The sequence below is a fragment of the Kocuria sp. HMSC066H03 genome (genome assembly GCF_001812045.1).
GTDB lineage: Bacteria > Actinomycetota > Actinomycetes > Actinomycetales > Micrococcaceae > Kocuria > Kocuria rhizophila.
On the sequence record NZ_KV807506.1, the window covers coordinates 1,153,857 to 1,174,597 of the forward strand.

16 protein-coding genes are annotated in these 20,741 nt (G+C 72.4%); 8 read left to right on the forward strand and 8 right to left on the reverse strand.

The features are described 5' to 3' along the window. Window positions 1-14 precede the first annotated feature (14 nt). The 3 genes from HMPREF2833_RS08595 to HMPREF2833_RS08605 all read left to right on the forward strand — a co-directional run bounded on the left by HMPREF2833_RS08595 (window position 15) and on the right by HMPREF2833_RS08605 (window position 3,256). Window positions 15-1,106, forward strand: a complete 1,092-nt coding sequence (locus HMPREF2833_RS08595; RefSeq protein WP_070637436.1) for a HoxN/HupN/NixA family nickel/cobalt transporter — start codon at window positions 15-17, stop codon at window positions 1,104-1,106. Between the two features lie 132 nt (window positions 1,107-1,238). Continuing rightward, window positions 1,239-2,609 carry an NAD-dependent succinate-semialdehyde dehydrogenase gene (locus HMPREF2833_RS08600; RefSeq protein ID WP_070637438.1) on the forward strand — a complete coding sequence of 457 codons (1,371 nt, stop codon included), beginning with the start codon at window positions 1,239-1,241 and terminating at the stop codon, window positions 2,607-2,609. A gap of 170 nt (window positions 2,610-2,779) precedes the next feature. Then, complete coding sequence (locus HMPREF2833_RS08605; protein WP_070637440.1) at window positions 2,780-3,256, forward strand: ester cyclase; 477 nt, start codon at window positions 2,780-2,782, stop codon at window positions 3,254-3,256. On the opposite strand, the gene HMPREF2833_RS08610 is transcribed toward HMPREF2833_RS08605, so the two are convergent. Then, window positions 3,244-4,185 carry a DMT family transporter gene (locus tag HMPREF2833_RS08610; RefSeq protein ID WP_070637442.1) on the reverse strand — a complete coding sequence of 314 codons (942 nt, stop codon included), beginning with the start codon at window positions 4,183-4,185 and terminating at the stop codon, window positions 3,244-3,246. The genes HMPREF2833_RS08605 and HMPREF2833_RS08610 overlap by 13 nt on opposite strands. A gap of 105 nt (window positions 4,186-4,290) precedes the next feature. On the opposite strand from HMPREF2833_RS08610, the gene HMPREF2833_RS08615 reads away from it, so the two are divergent. Then, window positions 4,291-5,139 carry a LysR family transcriptional regulator gene (locus tag HMPREF2833_RS08615; protein WP_070637443.1) on the forward strand — a complete coding sequence of 283 codons (849 nt, stop codon included), beginning with the start codon at window positions 4,291-4,293 and terminating at the stop codon, window positions 5,137-5,139. Between the two features lie 127 nt (window positions 5,140-5,266). After that, window positions 5,267-5,788 (forward strand): mycothiol transferase, encoded by a 522-nt coding sequence (locus HMPREF2833_RS08620; RefSeq protein WP_070637445.1) that lies wholly within the window; start codon window positions 5,267-5,269, stop codon window positions 5,786-5,788. 61 nt (window positions 5,789-5,849) lie between these two features. Here the strand turns inward: HMPREF2833_RS08620 and HMPREF2833_RS12790 are convergent, their stop codons facing one another. Beyond that, window positions 5,850-5,978, reverse strand: a complete 129-nt coding sequence (locus HMPREF2833_RS12790; RefSeq protein ID WP_256388766.1) for a hypothetical protein — start codon at window positions 5,976-5,978, stop codon at window positions 5,850-5,852. Here HMPREF2833_RS12790 and HMPREF2833_RS08625 point away from each other — a divergent pair. Together HMPREF2833_RS08625 and HMPREF2833_RS08630 are read left to right on the forward strand one after the other, a co-directional pair. Then, window positions 5,959-7,707, forward strand: a complete 1,749-nt coding sequence (locus HMPREF2833_RS08625) for a M23 family metallopeptidase (RefSeq protein WP_083310974.1) — start codon at window positions 5,959-5,961, stop codon at window positions 7,705-7,707. The genes HMPREF2833_RS12790 and HMPREF2833_RS08625 overlap by 20 nt on opposite strands. Before the next feature lie 114 nt (window positions 7,708-7,821). Continuing rightward, a complete protein-coding gene (locus HMPREF2833_RS08630; protein WP_070637450.1) occupies window positions 7,822-9,003 on the forward strand; it encodes an NAD(P)/FAD-dependent oxidoreductase in 1,182 nt (393 codons plus the stop codon). Between the two features lie 200 nt (window positions 9,004-9,203). On the opposite strand, the gene HMPREF2833_RS08635 is transcribed toward HMPREF2833_RS08630, so the two are convergent. The 5 genes from HMPREF2833_RS08635 to HMPREF2833_RS08655 form a co-directional block, all read right to left on the reverse strand. Continuing rightward, complete coding sequence (locus tag HMPREF2833_RS08635) at window positions 9,204-10,490, reverse strand: cytochrome P450 (RefSeq protein WP_070637452.1); 1,287 nt, start codon at window positions 10,488-10,490, stop codon at window positions 9,204-9,206. 57 nt (window positions 10,491-10,547) lie between these two features. Beyond that, window positions 10,548-11,768 carry an MFS transporter gene (locus HMPREF2833_RS08640; RefSeq protein WP_083310975.1) on the reverse strand — a complete coding sequence of 407 codons (1,221 nt, stop codon included), beginning with the start codon at window positions 11,766-11,768 and terminating at the stop codon, window positions 10,548-10,550. 290 nt (window positions 11,769-12,058) lie between these two features. After that, entirely contained in the window at window positions 12,059-13,234 is a 1,176-nt protein-coding gene (locus tag HMPREF2833_RS08645) for a DUF4097 family beta strand repeat-containing protein (RefSeq protein ID WP_246829103.1), read from the reverse strand. A gap of 8 nt (window positions 13,235-13,242) precedes the next feature. Continuing rightward, window positions 13,243-13,899 (reverse strand): response regulator transcription factor, encoded by a 657-nt coding sequence (locus HMPREF2833_RS08650; protein ID WP_070637456.1) that lies wholly within the window; start codon window positions 13,897-13,899, stop codon window positions 13,243-13,245. 1 nt (window position 13,900) lies between these two features. Continuing rightward, entirely contained in the window at window positions 13,901-15,733 is a 1,833-nt protein-coding gene (locus HMPREF2833_RS08655; RefSeq protein WP_070637458.1) for a sensor histidine kinase, read from the reverse strand. A gap of 266 nt (window positions 15,734-15,999) precedes the next feature. On the opposite strand from HMPREF2833_RS08655, the gene HMPREF2833_RS08660 reads away from it, so the two are divergent. Further along, a complete protein-coding gene (locus tag HMPREF2833_RS08660) occupies window positions 16,000-17,307 on the forward strand; it encodes an acyltransferase family protein (RefSeq protein WP_070637459.1) in 1,308 nt (435 codons plus the stop codon). Between the two features lie 75 nt (window positions 17,308-17,382). On the opposite strand, the gene lysX is transcribed toward HMPREF2833_RS08660, so the two are convergent. Then, complete coding sequence (gene lysX / locus HMPREF2833_RS08665) at window positions 17,383-20,682, reverse strand: bifunctional lysylphosphatidylglycerol synthetase/lysine--tRNA ligase LysX (protein ID WP_070637634.1); 3,300 nt, start codon at window positions 20,680-20,682, stop codon at window positions 17,383-17,385. Between the last annotated feature and the right edge of the window lie 59 nt (window positions 20,683-20,741).

A 20,741-nucleotide genomic window follows, 5' to 3' on the forward strand; every position in this document is an offset into this window, starting at 1 on the left:
CACCGAGGAGGACCGTGTCCACCACGTCACACCCCACGCTCTACCGCCGCTACGTCACGGACCGGCACGCGCTGCCGCTGCGCATCCGGGTGGGCTTCACGCTCGCCGCGGTGGCGTGCCTGCACCTGCTCGCGTTCGGACTGCTGGCGAGCGCGCTCGCTCCCGGTTCCCAGCCCCTCGCCCTGGGCGTGGTGCTGACCGCGTACGCCGCGGGCATGAAGCACAGCTACGACTGGGACCACATCTCCGCGATCGACAACTCCACCCGCAAGTTCGTCTCCGAGGGCATGAACCCCGCGAGCGTGGGCTTCGCATTCAGCCTGGGCCACTCCCTGGTGGTCACGCTGGCCGGGGTCATGGTGGTGGCCGGGGCGCAGTTCGTCAGCGGCGCGTTCGAGGAGGGCAGCTCCGCGAACCACGTGCTCGGGCTGATCGGCGCGGGCGTCTCTGGGGTCTACCTGCTGGTTCTGGGCCTCTACAACGCGAGCATCTCCGTGGGTCTGCTGCGTGGCCGCGGCAGCCGCACGCTGCCGCCGTCCGCGGCTGTCTCCGCCTCCGGGGACGACGCCGCCCACCCCCACGACCTCGACGGCGGCTGGGGCCTCGTGTCCCGGCTGCTGCGCAAACCGCTGCATCGCGTGCGGCGCCCTCGGGACATCTTCGTGCTGGGGTTCCTCTTCGGTCTGGGTTTCGACACCGCCACGACCATCGGCCTGCTGCTGCTCACCGTCTCGGCGTCCCTCGCGGGCGTGCCGGCCCTAGCCTTGCTGGGGCTTCCCGTGGCGTTCACGGCGGCCATGACCCTGTGCGACACCCTCAACGGGCTCGGCATGATGAAGCTCTACTCCACGGCCCTGACCGAGACCGGCACCCGGATGCGCTTCAACGCCACGGTCACCGTGATCTCCGCGGTCTCCGCGCTGCTCATCGCTGTGATCACCCTCGGCGGGTTCGTCAACGACCTTCTGGGACTCACCGACCCGGTCACGACGGCGCTCGCGGACGTCGACCTCGGCCAGGCGGGCCTGGCGCTGGTTGCCGTCTTCGGACTGGTGTGGCTGTGGTTCTGGTGGACGTCCCGTCGTGGGGCGGACACGCAGGCGTGAGCGCCGGTCCCGACGCCGCGCAGGGATGGTGGGCTTCACATCGTCGGGAATCTTCCCCCGCGGGCGTTCGTTAACCCGGGTGAGGACGTGCTCGATCGTCCGAAAAGAGAATCCGAGACACTAGGAGACCTCATGGCTTTCCGTACAGAGAACCCCGCCACCGGAGTTGTTGAGCAGGAGTTCACCTCGGCCACCGACGCAGACGTCACCCGCGCCATCGAGCGCGCCGACGCCGCTTTCGCCTCGTGGCGCAACACCCCGGCAGCTGACCGCGCCAAGGCGCTGGCGGCCGTGGCCCAGGCCTTCCAGGACCGCGGGGACGAGCTGGCGCGTGTGATCAGCACCGAGATGGGCAAGCCCTTCAAGCAGGCCCAGGGCGAGGTCGCCCTCTCGGCGTCCATCTACCAGTGGTACGCGGACCACGGCGAGGGGCTGCTGGAGGAGGAGACCCTGGACGTGGGCGACAGCGCCAAGTCCGTCGTGGTCACCGAGCCCGTGGGTGTGCTCATGGGTGTCATGCCGTGGAACTTCCCGCAGTACCAGGTGGCCCGTTTCGCGGCCCCGAACCTGATGCTGGGCAACACGATCCTGCTCAAGCACGCCTCGATCTGCGGCCGCACCGGTGAACTGATCGAGGAGATCCTGCACGGTGCAGGCATCCCGGAGGACGCCTACATCAACCTGTTCGTGAGCACCGACCAGGTGACCACGATCATCGAGGACCCGCGGGTGCGTGGCGTGTCCCTGACCGGCAGCGAGGGCGCCGGTGCTGCGGTGGCCACCACGGCCGCGCAGAACCTCAAGAAGAGCGTGCTGGAGCTCGGCGGCTCCGACCCGTTGATCGTGCTCGACGACGTGGATGTGGCCAAGACTGCCAAGACCGTGGCGACCACCCGCATGCGCAACGCGGGCCAGGCCTGCAACTCGCCCAAGCGCATTCTGGTGCCCTCCGGGATGTTCGACGAGTTCGTGAAGGTGGTCGTGGAGACCGTCGAGGGCATGAAGGTTGGTGACCCCCTGGCAGAGGACACCAAGATCGGCCCGCTGTCCTCCGTGGAGGGCCGCGACGACGCCGTGTCCCAGGTGGAGCGCGCCGTGGAGCAGGGTGCCACCCTGCACACCGGCGGCAAGTCCCTCGACAAGGACGGCGCTTGGATGTCCCCGGCCGTCCTCACCGGTGTCACGCGTGAGATGGACGCCTTCAAGGAGGAGATCTTCGGCCCCGTGGCCGTGGTCTACTCCTACGACTCGGTGGACGAGGCCGTGGAGATCGCCAACGACTCCTCCTTCGGTCTCTCCGGCTCCGTGTGGGCCGAGGACACCGCGAAGGCCGAGGAGGTTGCGCGCCGCCTCGAGGTGGGCATGGCCTACGTCAACGAGCACGGCACCACCATGCCGGGCCTGCCGTTCGGCGGTGTTCGCCGCTCCGGCTACGGCCGTGAGCTGGGCCGCTGGGGCTTCGACGAGTTCTCCAACACCAAGCTGGTGCGCGTGGCGGGCTGACCCCGCACGCTCCACCACATGGGTGCCCGGGGTAGCCGTCACGACGGCGCTCCCGGGCACCTGCTCGCTCGGCGAGTCCGCGCGTGCACGGCCTCGCCGCACCGGCGACCCCCTCACCAGTTCTCGCACCAGATCTCGCGGGGTGCCACCCCGCTCGCGAAGGAGACACCATGACCGACACCACCACCCTCACCGATCAGGAAAAGGCCAACCTGGAGCTGGCCAAGGAGTACATGCGCATCGCCTACACCCCGGGTGAGGCCAGCGGGGACGCCGTGACGCACCTGTGTGCGCCGAACAACCGCTTCGTGGGACCCACCACGTTCCCCGGCACCGAGACCCTGGAGCAGTACGCGGACGTGCACGGCGAGCTCATGACCAAGCTGGACGACCTGCACTTCGAGAGCTTCGACGTGGAGTTCGTCAAGGACGACCGCGTGGCCCTGCGCTACACCGCCCAGGGCACCCACAAGGGCGCCCCGCACGGGGACATCCAGCCCACCGGCCGCCAGGCCACCTGGACCGCGTGCGCGCTGTTCCGCGTGCAGGACGGCAAGCTCGTGGAGTTCGTCAAGGAGTGGAACAAGCTGCCCATGTGGGAGCAGCTGGGCTGGCCCATTGAGGAGTGCCTGACCTACAACGACTGACCCGACGGGGGCGCGGAAGGCGCCCGGGGTGCTGCGGCGGGGCCGCGGTTGGTGCCATGGGCGCCGGCCGCGGCCCCGCGTCGTCGTCCCCGCTGGAAGAGGAAGAGGGCGCAGATCACCACGGCCATCCCGATGAGCGTGATCCCGTGCAGGGACTGGCCGCGCACGATCCGGTCCAGCACGGCCGTCACCGCCGGGACCAGGAACTGCACGCTGGTCACGGTGACCACGTCCACCCGCTGAACGAGCCAGTAGAGCAGCCCGGTGGCCACCACCCCGATGACGGCGCCCATCCACAGCACGGGCAGCACGGTGGCGGGCGCCAGCGGCGGCAGCTGCGGGCGCAGGAGCAGTGTGGCGGCCAGGAACACAGGGATGCCCGTGGTGCTCTGCACGGCGAGGTTCGCCAGCACGCCCACACGGCGGATCCGGGACTGGGAGACGGTGGCGGCGGTCAGCGTCACGAGCGCCCCGGCCGCCGCGGCGATGCCCCACCCTGTGGAGTCCGCGCTCGTGAGGTCCGGGGTGCACGCCAGCGCCAGACCTCCGAAGCCCAGGAGGATGCCCGCCCAGGCCACGAGGCCCCGCTGACCGGTGACCACCGCGGTCAGCAGCGGCTGGCACGCGACCACCAGGGACAGCAGCCCCGGGGCGATCCCCGCGGCGACGGATCCGAAGAAGAACGTCTGGTAGAGCACGTGCATCAGCAGCCCGGTGCCGAGCACCGCCGCCCACTCGCGCCGCGTGCGGGGCAGGGCGGAGTGCAGCAGCCGGCACAGCACCCACGCGATCCCGGCCGTGACCAGCGCTCGCAGCAGCAGGAACAGCTCCGCGTCCATGCGGGCCAGCCCCAGGGCCGTGGCCACCGCGCCACTGGACCACAGCAGCAGGAACAGTCCCAGGGCCGCGGTCTGGCGGGTGGTGGTCATGGCGAGTTCCTCCGGGTGGGCGGGCGCGGACGCAGACCCCCAGACTCGCGCACCGCGGCGAACTGGGGGAAGACCCACCGCCGGGCACCGCTATACGCTGGGCGCATGACCTTGGAGCTGCGGCACGTGCGGATGTTCGCGGCGCTGGCCGCGGCGTCGTCGCTGTCCGGCGCCGCGCGGGAGCTGGGGACCACGCAGCCCACCGTCTCGCGGATGCTGCGGGAGATCGAGGCGGCGGTGGGCGTGCGGCTCGTGGAGCGCGGACCGCACGGTGCGGTGCTCACGGATCGCGGGCGGGTCTTCGCGCAACGCTGCGAGGAGGTGCTGCGCGGCGTCGACGCCCTGGTGGATCCCGGGCGCTGGGAGCCGTGGTCCGTCACGGTGGCCTACGCGTGGGCGGGGTTGGACAGCGCAGTCTCCGGCGCCGTCCGGGCGTGGAGCGCCGCCCATCCCGACGGCGCGTGCCGCCTCACGCAGCTCACCGCGCCCGACGCCGCAGTAGCCCGGGGTGCTGCGGACGTCGCCGTGGTCCGTGGCCCCGTGACGGCCGAGGGCGTGCGCAGCAGGGTCCTGCACCGTGAGGAGCGCGCGGTGGTCTTCTCCCGGGACAGTGTGCTGAACCGTGTGCCCCGCGTGGCGGCGCGGGATCTCGCGGGACTGCACGCGGTGGTCAATCCCCACGGCGGGACCACCACGGCGCAGTGGCTCGCACACATCGGCCCCGGAGAGATCCTCACCGTGCGCGGCGTGGACGAGTGGATCGTGGCGATCGCCGCGGACCCGCGCCGGTTCGGCATCACGCCCGCGTCCACCATGCGGTACTACAACCACCCGGAGCTCGTGGTGCGCGCTGGCGAGGGCCTGGAGGCCGTGCCGGTCCACCTGGTGTGGCGTGACGCGGAGCGCTCACCGGCGGTCACGGAGTTCGTGCGGTTGGTGCTGGAGAACGCCTGACGGTGAGCGGGCGGCGTCGTGCCCGGAACCCGCCCTGCACCTGCGGTGCCCGCCCCTCCCGCGGCCCGCGCAACGGTCGTACAGTGGGAGGTGGATCACACGGAACCGGTGCGGAATCAGGTGGAACATGGGTGCTCGGGAACTGGTGGCGGACGCGGCGAAGCGCCCGGTGGAAGCGGCGGAGGCCGCCGTGGAGGGCGTCTCCGCGGAGGTGCTGAACCGCATGCCGGACGGCACGCACAACTCCATGTCCTGGCTGCTGTGGCACGCGGCGCGGCAGCAGGATGCGCAGATCGCCGCGCTGTGCGGTGCGGAGCAGGTGTGGACTGCGCAGGGCTGGTGCGAGTCGTTCGGACTGGACCGCCCCGCGGAGGACTTCGGCTTCGGGGACGGCCCCCGGGAGGTCGCGAGCGTGCGGGTGCAGGACCCCGGGCTGCTGATCGGCTACCTGCGCGCGGTGTGCTGCGGCACGGCGGAGTACGTGAACGGCCTTGACGACGCCTCCCTGGACGAGGTCGTCGACGACTCCTGGGACCCGCCCGTCACCCGCGGCGTGCGCATCGTCTCCACGATCGACGACGCCGCCCAGCACGTCGGGCAGGCCGCCTACGTCCGCGGCCTGGTGGACGAGTGGTCCGGGCGGTACTGACAGGGCCGCACTTTCACGTCAATGAAACTGCATAGACGCTGAGGGTTCACCTACACTGGTTCTACTGACTGTCGGCCCCAGGGCTCACGGCGCCGAAGTCCATCCCGGGAGAGACGATCGCATCCATGGCTCGTTCAAGCGCACGCTCATCCACCAGCAGGAAGCCGTCCATGGCGCTGGTGGCCTTCACATCCTTCTCCCTGCTCGTGGCCGGGAGCGTGGCGCTGAGCAACGGCACCGACACCGCCCCGTGGCAGCCCGCCATGGCGCAGGACCCCCAGGGTCCGCAGCGCCCCGGAGCCACCGATCCCGCCGCCGACGCCGCGCGGCCGGCTCAGCCCTCCCTCTTCGCCTCCACACCGGACCCCGCAGCCATCTCCGCAGCCCAGGACGCCTCCCTCGTCTCCCTGAGCAGCACCCGGCCGAGCGGCGGATCGGCCGGAGCGGGCGGGCCCGGAACGGGCGGCGGAGCGGGCAACGGGGCGGCGTCCTCGGTGGCGCCGAGCACGCGCGCACCCGCAACCTTCGAGGGCGAGCTGCCCCTCAACACCCTGATCGCCCCGGCGCAGCCCGTGGTGGTGCTCAAGGGCGGCGAGTTCGGCTGGCGCACCGCGCCGGACACGGGCCAGCGCGAGTTCCACAACGGCACGGACATCTCCGCGCCCGAGGGCACCCCCGCCGTCGCCGCCCTGGACGGCACCGTGACCGCCGTGTTCTGGGACGTGTGGGGCGGCAACCGCGTGGAGGTCTCCCACGCAAACGGCATGAAGACCACGTACAACCACCTCAAAGAGGTCATGGTGCGCGAGGGCGACTCCCTCCGGGCCTCCGAGCAGCTGGGCGTGGTGGGCCAGACCGGCATGCGCGTGACCGGGCCGCACCTGCACTTCGAGACGTGGGTGGACGGCAAGGTGGTGGACGCGCAGTCCTTCGACTGGAAGTCCGGGGAGGAGATTATCCCGGCGTCCCGTCCGGCGTACTCCACGGCGGACCAGGCCGGGGTGTCGCAGGCCCCCACCAACCCGAACGCCAAGCCGGGAACGGACGCGGGTTCCGCGCCCAGGACACCGAAGAAGAACCAGGACGAGATCCGGGCGCTGGGTCAGCAGACGGCACCGGCCAAGGACACCTCGGCCTCCGGCAACGGTAAGGCCTCCGGTGAATCCGCTCCGAAGGCCTCCGACTCCTCCGGCAAGAAGCACGTGACCCAGGGCCCGTCCGCACCCCCGCAGCGCGGTGGCGGGAAGACAAAGCCGGGAAGCGGCAAGACCACGGCCCCCGCGCCGGCTCCCTCTGCCACCTCGTCGCAGACTCCACCGAAGGGCACCGGGACGCCCGGGAACTCGGGCACCACCGACCCGACACCCACTCCGTCGGCAACCAGGACACCGACACCCACTCCGTCGGCAACCACGACACCGACGCCCAAGCCCACCACGTCCACGCCGCCGCAACCGACCCCGAACCCCTCGACGACGGCGCCCGCGCCCTCCCCGGTCAACCCGTACACGGCGGACATCACGAAGCTCACCACCCTGGAGCAGTTCCAGCAGCGCACCCAGAACCTGCTGGCCACGCAGCTGAAGCTGACCCCGGCGGAGCAGTTCGGGCCGCTGACCCCCCTGAACGTGGAGCTCAAGGCGCTGACCCAGCAGCTCACCTTCCGCAACTTGGCCGCGGTGGACCCGGCGTACGCGAAGCAGCTGGGGATCACCCAGCAGGCGGTGGAGAAGGCTTCCGCCAAGCCCACAGACCCGAAGCTCACTTCCGCGGCCACGGCGGAGCTCACCAAGCTCCAGAACCTGGTGAAGAACGCGCCGCTCTACAAGGACAAGAACGCCGCCGCGCCGGGAGCGGGCCAGCCTGCCCCCGCGGTGCCGGGCCCCGCGGCGCCGGGCCCGGCCGCACCGCAGAACTGACCCCGGGACTCCCCACCCCCACGCGGTGCCCGATCCCACGGTGCCCGTTCGTGCGGTGCTAGCCTGCCCGCAAGGGGCACCAGCACCGGACCGGCACCAGGGAAGTGGGCACACGTGCGACGCATCGTGATCATCGGGGGTGGCAACGCGGGCCTGAGCTGCGCGGCGCGCCTCCTGCGGCAGACATCCCGGGACTCGGTCCGGGTGACGGTCGTGGAGCCGAGCCCCACCCACACCTACAGCCCCATGCTCTCCTACGTGGGGTCGGGCATGGCCGGTCTGAGCAGCGTGTGCAAGGCCCAGCGGCGGTACATGCCCTCCGGAGCCCGGTGGATCCGTGCCCGTGTCACGCGGGTGGATCCGCAGGCCCACACGGTGGCGCTCGACGACGGCACTGAGCTGGACTACGACGACCTCGTGGTGGCCCCCGGCATCGCCCCGGACCTCGATCGGGTGCCCGGGCTGGCCGCAGCCCTTGACGGCCCGCACGCTGCCTCCAACTACATCACGCAACTCGCGCCCAAGACGTGGGACCTGATGTCCGGGCTGCGGGGCGGGACCGCTGTGTTCACCATCCGCTTCGAGGACGTGGGCTGCGGCGGGGTGGGCTACAAGCCCCTCTTCATGGCGTGCGACCACTGGCGCCGCACCGGGGTGCTGGAGGACCTCCGCGTGCGGGTGGTCGTGGAGGCGCCCGAGCTGTTCCCTGAGCCCCGGGTGGCCGGACACATCGCGGACGCACTGCGGCGCTACGGCGTGGAGGCCGTCCTGGACGCTCGCATCGAGTCCGTGGACCCGGAGGCCCGGGCCCTGCGCATCACGCGGGGCGGGGCACGGGAGACCGTGGAGTACGACGCCCTGCACGTGGTTCCCCCGCACCGCGCCCCCGCGTGGATCGCGGACAGCGGGCTCGCGGACGACGGCGGGGCGGGCCGGGTGGCCGTGGAGCCCGAGACGCTGCGGCACGTCCGCTTCCCGCACGTGTGGTCCCTCGGGGATGCCGCCGCGCTGGGCATCATGGCCTCCGGCGGAGCGATCCGCAGCCAGAGCCCGGTCCTGGTGCACAATCTCCTCGCGGCGGATTCCGAGGAGCTCCAGCGCTACGACGGCTACACCGTGGCGCCCATCGCGCTGTCCCGACGAACACTGCTGCTCGCGGAGGTGGACCGCCGGATGCGCCCGGAGCCGTCCTTCGGCGTTCGCGACCTCGCGAACCCCCGCCCGTGGACGTTCCTCTTCGACCGCTGGCTGCAGCCCGCCCTGTACTGGAAGGGCATTCTGCGCGGTCTGATCTGAGCGGTTCGGCCCCTGGTCCCGGGCCACGACGCCGCCGCGAGACTCCAATGCGAGACCCCCACGTGGGGCTTCCACGCCACGTGGGGCACCCTCGTGAGAGAACCGCGCGAGGCGCCCGGCGGCGTCGTCCGGGGCCGTGCGTGGCGGGGCGGCGCGTGCTGGGGTGGTGCCGGGTCCGGACGGGCCCGGCGCCACCGTGCTCAGCGGGTGGAGCGCACCCGCACCCCGGTGACCGGGCGGGTCAGCATGTGGGTCCAGGAGAACGTGAGGTCGTCCTGGTCGCTCGGCAGCTGGACCTCCGGGCGGCACAGCGCCACCACGGCGGCGGAGAGGGACGTGACCGCGATCTTCTCGCCGGGGCAGCGGTGGCCCGTGCGCACGTCCGCACCGCCCTGGGGGATGAACGTGGTGATCGCCTCGGCGTCCTCGACCCCCAGGAAGCGCTCGGGGTCGAACGTGGCCGCGCGGTCCCAGGACGCCGGATCCGTGTTGGTGCCCAGGATGTCCAGGACCACACGTTCGCCCTTGTGCACGGGGCAGCCCTGGATCTCGGTGTCCTGCGTGAGCTCCGCGGGGAGCATGGGCACGAACGGGTACACGCGGCGGACCTCCTGCGCGAAGGCCACGGCCTCGGGGACGTCCAGCAGGGTGCCGCCGCACTGCTCGGAGGCGGTGCGGATGCGCTCGACCCACTCGGGGTGCTTCACCAGGGCGGTGGCCGCGAACGCCGCGAAGCGGGCCACGGCCACGTTCGGGCGGGTAAGGTTCTGCAGTTCGATGCCCGCTGTCTTGGCGTCCACCAGCTCGCCGTGCTCGTCCACCAGACCGGCCATGTGCTCGAGCACGGAGTCCTGGGGAGCACGGACCCGGCCCGCACGGACGTCCTTGATGAGCGCGGCGAAGCGGCGGTCCAGGGCGATCCGGTCCAACCGGGACACCACGTGGCTCGCGGGGCGACCGAAGGTGTCCAGCAGGCGGCTCATGCGGTGGGCCCAGCGGTCCATCTCCGGCACGCCCCACTGCAGACCGGCCCACCGGAAGGACGCGCGGCCGAAGGCGATCGCGGTGCTGTCGTAGACGTTGTCGCCGTCCTTCCAGCGAGCCACGAGGTCCTCGAGCTCCTCGGCCACGAAGGGCTTGTACGCGGCCACGCGCTCGTCCTCGTACGCCATGTCCGCGAGCTGGTTCTTGCGCGTCCGGTGGGCCTCGCCGTCCAGGCCGTGGACAGCTCCCGCTCCGAACAGGGGACCCTGGACGACGCCGGGCATCGCCCCGTCACGCTGCACGCGGGACGTGTCGTAGAAGAGCTTGACGCCCTCCTCACCGCGGACCAGGACGGTATTCTTGCCCAGCAGGGGCATGCGCACGGGGCACCCCGAGTCCGAGGAGAGGCCTGCGCGGCGTCGTACGCGGGAGGCGAAGAGGTAGCCGGAGCGCAGCAGCGAGGGGCCCTGCTCGGAACGGGTCTGGCCGAACTGTGAAGTCATGCTCCCCAGTATGCGCCCGCAGCCCGTGCGTCTGCGGGAGGGTCGTTGAGCCTGCGTTCAGGAGCGGCGGCGCTCCCGCAGCGCCCCGGCGAACAGGAACGCGAGCACGCCCATCACGGGGAAGATGAGCAGCGCGGTGCGCAGCCCCACGGCGTCGGCGAGCACCCCCACCAGAGGTGGGGAGAGCACGAACACGATGCGCATGCACCAGCTGACCAGCGTGAGCCCCGTACCGGGTTTGAGGCCCGGCGCGTGGTCCGCGGCGGCGTAGGCGTTGGGGACCATGGTGGCGCAGCCGAAACCGGCGAGCGCGAAGCCCACCAGGGCCAGCCACGGAGCGGGCGCGAGGGCGACGGCTCCCAGGCCCACGAAGATCAGGACGCCTCCGATGCGGGTCACCAGGACGGCGCCGAGCGCGTCGATCAGGCGGTCCCCGACGATCCGGCCCACGAACTGCGCTCCCACGAGGCTCACGTAGCCGAGCCCCACCAGGCCCACAGGGGCGGCGAGCACGTCCCGGAGGTAGACGGCGGACCAGTTGGAGCCCACGTCCTCCACGAGCACCCCGGACACGGCGACCACCGCGATGGGCAGCAGAGCCAGCAGCGCCGCGCGCCTTCCCCGGGGCAGCCGGGGAATCCCTGCGGTGTCCACGGGGAGGTTCTCCGCCTGGGCGGCGGCGTGGGCCTCGTGGTCGTCCGGCACGGCCCACCGCATGGCCACCACGGCCACGGCGGCGAAGACCACCCCGCTGACGAGGAAGTGCCAGGCCAGGGGCACGTGCAGGGCAGCGGCCGCGGTGCCCATGAGCCCGCCGATCACGGCACCCACGCTCCACAGGGCGTGCATGGAGTTGATCATCGAGGTTCCGGCGAGGCGCTGGACCCGCAGTCCCTGGGCGTTCTGGGCGGTGTCCACCACCGCGTCCAGCACTCCGGCGACGAACAGCCCCGCTCCGAACACGGCGAGCACCGGGACGGAACCGGTCACGAACACGGCCGCGGCCAGGAGCACGGAACCCGCGGCCGCGGTCCGGGCGGTCCCGAACCGTCGCAGGACGGGAGCGGGCAGCGGCCCGGCCACCACGCCGCCGATCGGGAACGCGATCACCGCCAGCCCGTACGCCGCGTTGGAGAGCTCGAACATGTCCTTGAACTCGGGCAGCCGCGGGAGCAGGTTGGAGAAGATCGCGCCGTTCGTGAGGAACAGCAGGGACACGGCCAGCCGGGCACGGCGGATGCGCGCGCGGTCCATGGCTTCGGGGTCGGAGGACGTCACCCGACCAGGCTACGGGGCGCGCCGCCTGGGGAGTCATCCGGTGTCACCCGGGGCCGCCTCCCGGCCCGTCCGGCACCCGCGGGACGACGCCGCCGCGCACCGTCCCGCCGTGCCTCGCCACCCGCTCCGAGCGCGGAGGTTCTCGTCGCACGCCGTCCTGGCGGCATCGTTCGGCGGTCCCGTCCGCGACCACACCCCTCCTGCCCCCGGCAGGGAAAAGCCCTGCGGCCCGCCTGGTCAGCGGTGCCGCGGGGCGCCCGTCCGGAGCCCGTACGCGCCGGACGGGAGGTCTACTCGTCGCGGCCCGGGGCGGTGGAGACCGTGAGGCTCGGGGCCGGGGAGTTCGAGGAGCGCGGGGAGCTCAGGGAACTGGGGGAGCCGTCCGTGGGCTCCTGCCGGTCGCCGTCCCACGCGTCCACGGTCCCGGCGTCCCGCACGTCCACCGGCGTCCCCTTCAGGAACAGGCAGGGCCGGCCCTTGGGTGCGGCGTCGCACGTGGCGTCCGCGTCGTACTCGGTGCTCGGCGCCCCGCCCTGGGTGGCGGTCTGCAGGCCCTGGTCCGAGCTCCACAAGTCACCGCTGCCCCACGAATCTCCGGCGTACGCGGAGCTACCGGGGGTGGTCGTGCGCGGGTGGCGGGGGTCGGCGACGTCGTGCTGGCTGCCCTGCGGGTACCAGTAGTCCGCGCCGGGCATGTCCACCCCGTACGCGCCGGTGGTCGCGGTGACGGAGGTGCGCTGCGGGGCCGGGCCCTGGGCCGCGACGAGCGCCATCCCCAGGGTCACGTGGGCGTCCAGGCGGTTCTTCACGCTCACCCCGTCCAGCACCACCTGCCCGGTGGTCGCCCGGGCGTCCAGCACGGAGGCCTTGACGTCCGTGGCCGTGACCGAGCCCATCTCGGAGGAGGCGGAGACGTCCTGGTACGTGCCCTGCACGTTCACCGCGCCGGCGGTGCTGGAGATGTCCAGGGAAGCGGCGGGGGCGTCCTGCGGGACGACCACCGAGATCTGCTGGGGGCCGGTGGCCCACGCGGACTCCTCCTGCCGCACGGCGTCCAGGCTCAGCACGCCGTTCTCGACCGTGGGGGTGATCTGGCGATCGGGCAGCGACCAGCCCGTCTCGTGCCACTGCACCTCCACGTGCTCCACGGTGGGGCTGGTGGTGACGTCCACCGTGGCGGTGCGGGTGTCGATGCGGATCTCCTTGACGGCGGAGGTCGCGGTCCAGGATCCGTCGCGCTCCTGCGTCAGGGCGACCGCCGCCGCGGTGCCCGCCCCGGCCAGGAGCAGCCCGAGCGCGGTCACACCGCCGATCACGGCCGTCGCCGTGTTCCACGCGCGGCGCTCGCCGCGCCCCACGGGGCGGTCCCCGCGGGGGTCGCGCGGCGGGCGGCCGTCGCCGGGCAGGCCCGCGGGCGGCGTCGTCGGGGTGGGAGAGGATGAGGGATCGGGGAACTGTGTGCTCATGACGTGTCCTAGAGAGAGTGGTCCGAGTAGCCGAGGTACTTGAGAACGGCCAGGACCCTGCGGTTGCCGGTCTCGGAGATGACGCCCAATTTGGCGAAGATCGAGCCGATGTGCTTCTCCACGGCCGACTCGGTGAGGTAGAGGTTCGCGGCGATCGAGGCGTTGGACAGCCCCTGCGCCATGAGGCCCAGCACCTCGCGCTCACGCGGGGACAGCAGCTCCATGTCCTCGCGGCGCCGCGAGCGCACCAGGATCTGGGTGAGCACCTCCGGGTCCAGCACGGTGCCGCCGGAACCCACGGTCTGCACGGATTCGAGGAACTGGTCCACGTCCGCCACGCGGTCCTTGAGCAGGTAGCCCAGGCCCTCGCGGCGGGACGCGATCAGCTCGGACGCGTAGCGCTCCTCCACGTACTGGGACAGCACCAGCACGGCCACCTCCGGGTGCGCGGAGCGGATCAGCACGGCGGCGCGGATGCCCTCGTCGCTGAACGTGGGCGGCAGCCGCACGTCCACCAGGGCGAAGTCCGGACGCTGCTCCGCCACGGCCTTCACGAGGCCCTCGGCGGTGTCCGTCTCAGCCACCACCTGGTGCCCGGCGTCCGTGAGCAGGCGCACGAGCCCCGCGCGGAGCAGGACGGCGTCCTCGGCGATCACGATGCGCATCTCAGTTCTCCTCTCCCGCTGCGGGGTACGCGTTTCCGGCCGCGGGGTACGACGACGCCGCACCGCCGGTTCCCTGCCCCGGCCCACCCGGGGCGCTCGGTGCGCTCGCGCCCCCGTGGTGAGCGGCGCGGTCCGCACCGGGGTCGCTCGGCGTGGTGCGGGGCGCGGTGGGGCCGGTGAGCGGCAGCTCCACGACCACCTCGGTGGGGCCACCCACGGGCGAGGTCACGAAGAACCGGCCGCCCGCGGAGCGGATGCGGTCCTGGATCCCGGAGAGCCCTCCGCCGGGGACCACCCGGGCGCCGCCGCGGCCGAAGTCGCGGACACCGGCCACCACCACGGCGGTGCCGGGCGCGGGGCCGTCCTGGACCGACACGGCCACGTCGGCGGAGCGGGTGCCGGAGTACTTGACGGCGTTGGTGAGGCCCTCGGACACCGCGAAGTAGATCGCGGCCTCCGTGCGGGGATCCAGGCGCGGGGCCGTGACGGAGACGTCCACGGGGAACGGTGCCTGCGCGGCCACGGCGGACACGGCGGCGTCGAGCCCCCTGTCCTCCAGCACGGCGGGGTGGAAGCCGCGGGCCAGGCGGCGCAGCTCGGTGATCGCGGCCTTGGTGGTGCCGTGGGCCTCGGCCACGAGCTCCTTGGCGGCCGCGGGATCGGTGTCGATCCGGGACATGGCCATCGAGAGGTTCATGGCCACCGAGACCAGCTGCGGCTGGACGCCGTCGTGCAGGTCCCGCTCGATGCGTGAGCGCTCGGTCTCCGCGCCGCGCACCGCGGACTCCTTGGCGGCGGACTCGTGCTCCGCCCGGCGGCGGGACTCTGCGGCCTCACGGCGCAGGCGGACGGCCTCGCTCTGGCGCAGCAGCGCGGCGGAGAGCGTACGGTGGGCCACCGTGGCCAGCACGCCCACCAGGATGCTCAGCAGCACCGCCGCCACGCCCAGCAGGACGAGTGCCCACTCGGGAAGGTTCCCCGCGGTGGCCATCAGCCGGCGCACCACGGAGTCCGCCGGGGCGTAGAGGGGAGCGGTGGCGAGGGCGACGCCCGCACCCACCGTCACGAACGGCAGCAGGGCCAGCCAGCCCAGGGCGCACGTGAGCACCAGGTGGAGCAGCCCGAGCCACAGGGAGCCGTCGCTGACGTCCAGCCACACCTGGTGGGGGATCCGCACCCAGTCCGTGCGCGGGCTGCGCCGGCGCCGGGGATCGCGGATGTCCAGCCCGAACGAGGAGGCGGAACGCCGCCGCTCCAGCCACACCGCGGCCACCAGCACGTAGACCGTGGCGGCCAGGACCAGCACGCCCACGCCCAGCAGCGGCACGGTCAGCACGCCGACCGTCAGCAGGAAGAAGATCAGGGAGAGCAGCGCGCTGTTGAGCATCGAGTCCACCACGAGGTCCAGGCCCCCGAAGAACAGGGTCTTGGGGGAGAACGTGCGCCACTCCCGGACGGGGGCGGTCGCGGCGGGGTCGCCGGAGCGACCGTCAGCGGGGGCTTCCGGCACCGCCCCGGACACGGCCCGGTGCCGGAGGGTGCTGGTGCGCTGCTCGACGGACCTGGTGGGCGCCATCTCGTACGACGATGCGGCAGCGGGGGTCCGGTCCACGGGCAGGGTGCGCGTCACGGAATCGTGGTCCAGGTCGCGCTGGGCGGCGGGGCCGCTGCGGCCCGCGGCGCCGCCCGGGTGCTCAGCGGTGTCCGCACTCCGAGCGCCCGTGGTCTTGAGGGTCTGCTCGGCCGGGGGCAGGGGGCGGGTGTGCTCGGAGTCGGCGGGGAGGTGTTCGGTGGTGTCCCACGGTGGCGTGGGCTCCGGGGCTCGTGTGCTCATGGCCTCCACGCTACGGACACCACGCCGTTCAGCGCGCCAGAGCTGGCCACCGGGTCCGGGTGGGGTTTTCCCCACCCCGGTGCACCCTGGCGCACTCCTGCGCACTCCTGCCCACCTCTTCGCGGGTCGGCCTACCCCGTGGGTCCTCGTCCGGCCGCGACGGCCCCTGCCGGAGCTGTCCTGCCCCCACTCGGCGCGCGGCCCCGGGTTCCCCAGCAGCGCGTCCCACCCCGGATCGCGGGCGGACGCATTCTAGAGTGACGAGCATGAGCCACGACGTTCGCGCCCAGCCCGCGTCCGCCTCCCAGGCCCCTGACCGCGACCCCGCCGTGGACGCCGCTCGTGTGGCGTGCGTGATCACCGTGGTGTGCCTCCACGTCCTCTTGGTCACCATCACCCGGGACCCGGCCTCCGGGGAGATCCGCTCGGTGCTCGTGCCCACGCTGCAGCCCTGGTACTGGTGGGCCACGTGGCTCCTGCAGGTCATGCCGCTGTTCTTCGTGGTGGGCGGGGCGGCCACGGCGGGGGCGTGGCGGCGGCGTCGTGCGCGGGGCATGGCCGCGGGGGAGTACGTGCGGGAGCGGACCCTGCGGCTCGTGCAGCCGGCCGCCGTGCTGTGGTGCGCGCTGGCGCTCGGGGCCGCAGCGGCGCTCGTGGCGGGCGCGCCGCACGAGCTGGTGACGTTCGCGCTGTCCGGGATGGGGATGGCGCTGTGGTTCCTGGCCGCCTATCTGATCTGCCAGGCCCTGGCACCCTGTTTCATGCGTATGCATGAGCAGATGGGGTGGGTGTGGTGCTGGTTCCTGCTCTCGGGCACCGTGGCCGTGGACCTGATCCGCATGGCCACCGGGCAGCAGTGGTGGGGGCTGCTCAACATGGTGTTCGTGTGGCCGCTCGTGCAGCAACTCGGGTTCTTCCGCGCGGACGGGTGGTTCGCCGCGCGGTCCCGGGCGACGCTCGTGGCGCTCGCCGCCGGGTGCTACGCGCTGCTCGGGCTGTGCGTGGCCTCCGGTGCCTACGCCCCGGACATGCTCACCAACCTCAACCCGCCCACGGTGTGCATGGTGCTGCTCGGGGTGGCGCAGGCGTGCCTGCTGGAGGTCTTCTCGCCGGCGCTGCGCAGCCTCATGCGGTGGCGGCCCGCGCAGACCGTGGCCCACGTGGTGGGCTCCCGCGCCCTGACCATCTACCTGTGGCACCTGCCGCTGGTCGTGGCGGTCATGGCCGCGTGGTTCCTCGCGGGAGGGTACGACCCCGCTCCCGGCTCCGCCGCCTGGTGGTGGCTGCGGATCCCGCTGGCGGTGCTGTGCTGGGCCGTGGTCCTGGCCGTGGCCACCGCGCTACGGCGGGTCGAGAGTGCCTCCGTGGCGCCCTGGGGCGCACGCCCGGCGCGGCTCTCGGGCACCGCCCTCGCCATCGCCCTGGTGTGCGCCACGGTGCCGCCGCTGTGGGAGATCGTCACCCTGCTCACCGTGCCGCTCACGACTGCCGGTGCCGTGGGATCCCTGACGGCGGTGGTGCTGCTGCGCAGCGGACGGGTTGCCGCAACCGACCCCGTCCCGTCCCCACGCTGACCGCCCGGAGGGCAACGGCCGCCGCGCACGAGGAGAGCTCGTGGGCGGCGGCCGTCTCCGGTGAGGAGGAAACCCTCAGCGCTGCTCGTTGGGGCGGGTGAACGGGAACGCCAGCGTGGCGCGGATGTTGGTGCCCGTGAGCATCATGATCATCCGGTCCACGCCGATGCCCAGGCCGCCCGTGGGGGGCATGGCGTACTCCAGGGCGGTGAGGAAGTTCTCATCCACCTCCATGGCCTCGGGGTCACCCGCGGCGGCCTTGTAGGACTGCTCCGTCAGGCGGTTGCGCTGGTCCACCGGGTCCACGAGCTCCGAGTACGCCGTGCCGATCTCCGCGCCGAACGCCACCAGGTCCCAGCGCTCCGAGAGCCGCGGGTCCGTGCGGTGCGTGCGCGTCAGCGGTGAGGTCTCCAGCGGGAAGTCCGTGTAGAACACCGGCAGGGTGGTCTGACCCTCCACCAGCTCGTCGTAGAGCTCCAGGACCACCTCACCGGAGGTCATCTCCTCGCTCCAGTGCACGCCGTGGGCGTCCGCGACGGCGCGCACCTCTTCCACCGGGGTGCCGGAGGTGAGCAGCGTGCCGGTGGCCTCGGAGACGGCCTGGTGCACCGGGATCACGGGCCACTCGTGGTCCAGGCGGATCCGATCTTCCCCGCCGTGGCCGTCCGGGCGCACCGCCACGGGCTCGCCGTGGATGGCCGTGGCCACCTCGATGATGAGCTCCCGGGTGAGCTCCCGCATGGTGTTGTAGTCGCCGTGCGCCGCGTACGCCTCCACGGAGGTGAACTCGGGGTTGTGGGTGGCGTCCGCGCCCTCGTTGCGGAAGTTGCGGTTGAGCTCGAAGATCTTGTCCATGCCACCCACGCACAGGTGCTTGAGGTACAGCTCCGGGGCGATGCGCAGGTACAGGTCCGCGTTGTACGCGTTGATGTGGGTGCGGAACGGGCGGGCGCTCGCGCCACCGTGCACGGCCTGCAGCATGGGGGTCTCCACCTCCATGTAGCCGCGCTGCATGAAGGACTGGCGCATGGCGGCGATCCCCCGTGAGCGTGCCCGCAGCAGCCGCGAGGACTCCTTGTTCACGATCAGGTCCAGGTAGCGCTGACGCACACGGGCCTCGGGATTGGTGAACCCGGTGTGGTCGCTCGGCACGGGCCGCAGCGACTTGGACGCCATGGCCCAGGAGGTTGCCAGCAGGGACGGCTCCCCGCGGCGGCTGCGGCCCAAGGTTCCGGTGACGGACACGTGGTCACCGGCGTCCACGGCGCGCCGCCACAGCGCCAGCAGCTCGGGGCTCACGGCGGAGTCCTCCAGGACCACCTGCAGCCGCACGTCGTGCTCCTCGATCACGGCGAAGACGACGCCGCCGAAGTCGCGCAGCTCGCGCACGCGCCCTCCCAGCGAGACGGGCTCGGTGACCGTGGCCTCCGCGCCCTCCTCGATGATCTGCCGCGCCCGTTCCAGGGACATCGTGTAGGGCACGCCCACGGGGTAGGGCTCCATGTCGGCCGCGCGCAGCACGTCCAGCTTGTCGTGGCGGACCCGCTGCTGCTCCGTGAGGTGGCGCACCGGGCGGGGCGGGGTGAGGAGCTCGCGGTCCTGCTCGAGGGAGAGGTCCGCGAGCCGCACGGGAGTGCCGCCGGGCCCCGCGACGAGCGCCTCGCCGTCGTGCCCCGGACGCGGTGAGCGGCCCGGCAGGAAGCCCTCCGCGCGGCCGGCCGCGATTCCGATGTGCGGGAGGTTCGCGGCGGAGTCGTAGCAGACGAAGCGGGCGTCCCAGCGGGGCAGGTACTTGGCGTTGGCCTCGTACAGGGACTCGAGCTGCCAGAAACGGTTGCCCCAGGTGAGCACCCGGTCCGCGAGTCGCACGCCCACGCCGGCGCCCACCTTGTCCGCGCCGGTGAACACGGAGCGGAACATCGCGAAGTTGAGGGAGACCTCGCGCACGCCCAGGTCCCCGCCCTCCTCGGCGAGGGTGGCCACCATGGCCTCGTTCACGCCGTTGGGGGCCTCGGGGGAGCGGCGCATCAGGTCCAGGGACAGTCCACGCGTGCCCCACGGGACGAAGGACTGCAGGGCCACGATCTGCCCGGAGGCGTCCCGCACCAGTACGGCCACGCTGCGCCCGTCCGTGCGGTCGGCGAGCCGGTTCAGGGCCATGGAGAAGCCGCGGTCCACCTCGTCCCCGCGCCACTGCTCGGAGAGCTCGACGATCTGCTGCATGGTGGTGGCGTCCAGCTGGCTGTGGCGCTGCACGGTGACGGTGCAGCCGGCCTCACGCACACGGGCCACAGCGCGCTTGACCGGGCGCATTGCCCGCCCCTCGAGCGTGAACGTGTCGGTGTCCAGGACGGCCTCGTCACCGAGCGGGCGGGCCCGCAGACCGGCCTTCACATATGCCTCGGCGCCGGTCTCGGAGGCGGACAGCACCCCCATCCGCCAGGCGTGCTCGCGCCCCTCACGCAGCCACGCGGCAATCGCGTCCTGCCACGCGTCCGGGTGGCCCAGCGGGTCGCCGGACGCCAGGCAGACGGTGCCGATCACCCGGTAGGACACGGCCGCACGCCCGTCTGCGGAGAAGATCACGGACTTGTCCCGGCGGGTGGCGAAGTACCCCAGCGAGTCCTGGCCGCCGTTCGTTGCGAGGAGCCTGCGGACGTGCAGCTCCTCCTCGGGGCTCAGGACCTCGGCCCGCTGGGCGGACTGCGTGAACCGCCACACGGTGAAGAGAAGCACCGCGGCACCCAGGATGCCGCCCAGCGTGGCCAGCCAGTGGGGGCCCGGGGAGCCGTCCGAGATGCTGCGCGGCAGGGACAGGCCCGTGACGCTGCGGAACGAGAACCACAGGTGCTCGATGCCGTGCAGGTGGGTGGGGACCAGCCAGGAGACCGTGAACACCAGCACGATGACCAGGGCCAGACCGCTCAGCAGGGTGAGCAGTGCCTGCCGGGTGGCCCCGCGGCGCGTGCGGGCGGGGAAGTCGCGCCGCCGGGCGATGAACGCGATGATCCACGCCGCTGTGATGACGAACCCCACCCCGAGCAGGAGCCCGTCCAGGATCTCGAGCTCCGCCTCGAGGGACTCCACCGCCAGGGCGATGCCCAGCAGAACGTAGACCAGCATCTCCACGACCAGCACGCCGAGGGCGACCACCCACGCGATCCGCAGTCCACGTCGCAGCGCGGCCCCCACGATGAACAGGCTCAGGGCCAGGAACAGGTTGGGGCCGGCCGGAACGCCGAGCGCGGTGAAGACGTCGTCCACGATGTAGAGCCACTCACCCCGCGGGAACGGGATGGAGACGAGGGACCACAGCGCGGCCAGGAACACCAGGGTGCTGGCCAGACGGGGCAGGCGGTGGTGGGTTGTGTGCATGCGCGTCACTTTCTGACTCCGGCGGTGGCACACCGGGGCGGGGTACTCGAATCGTTGAC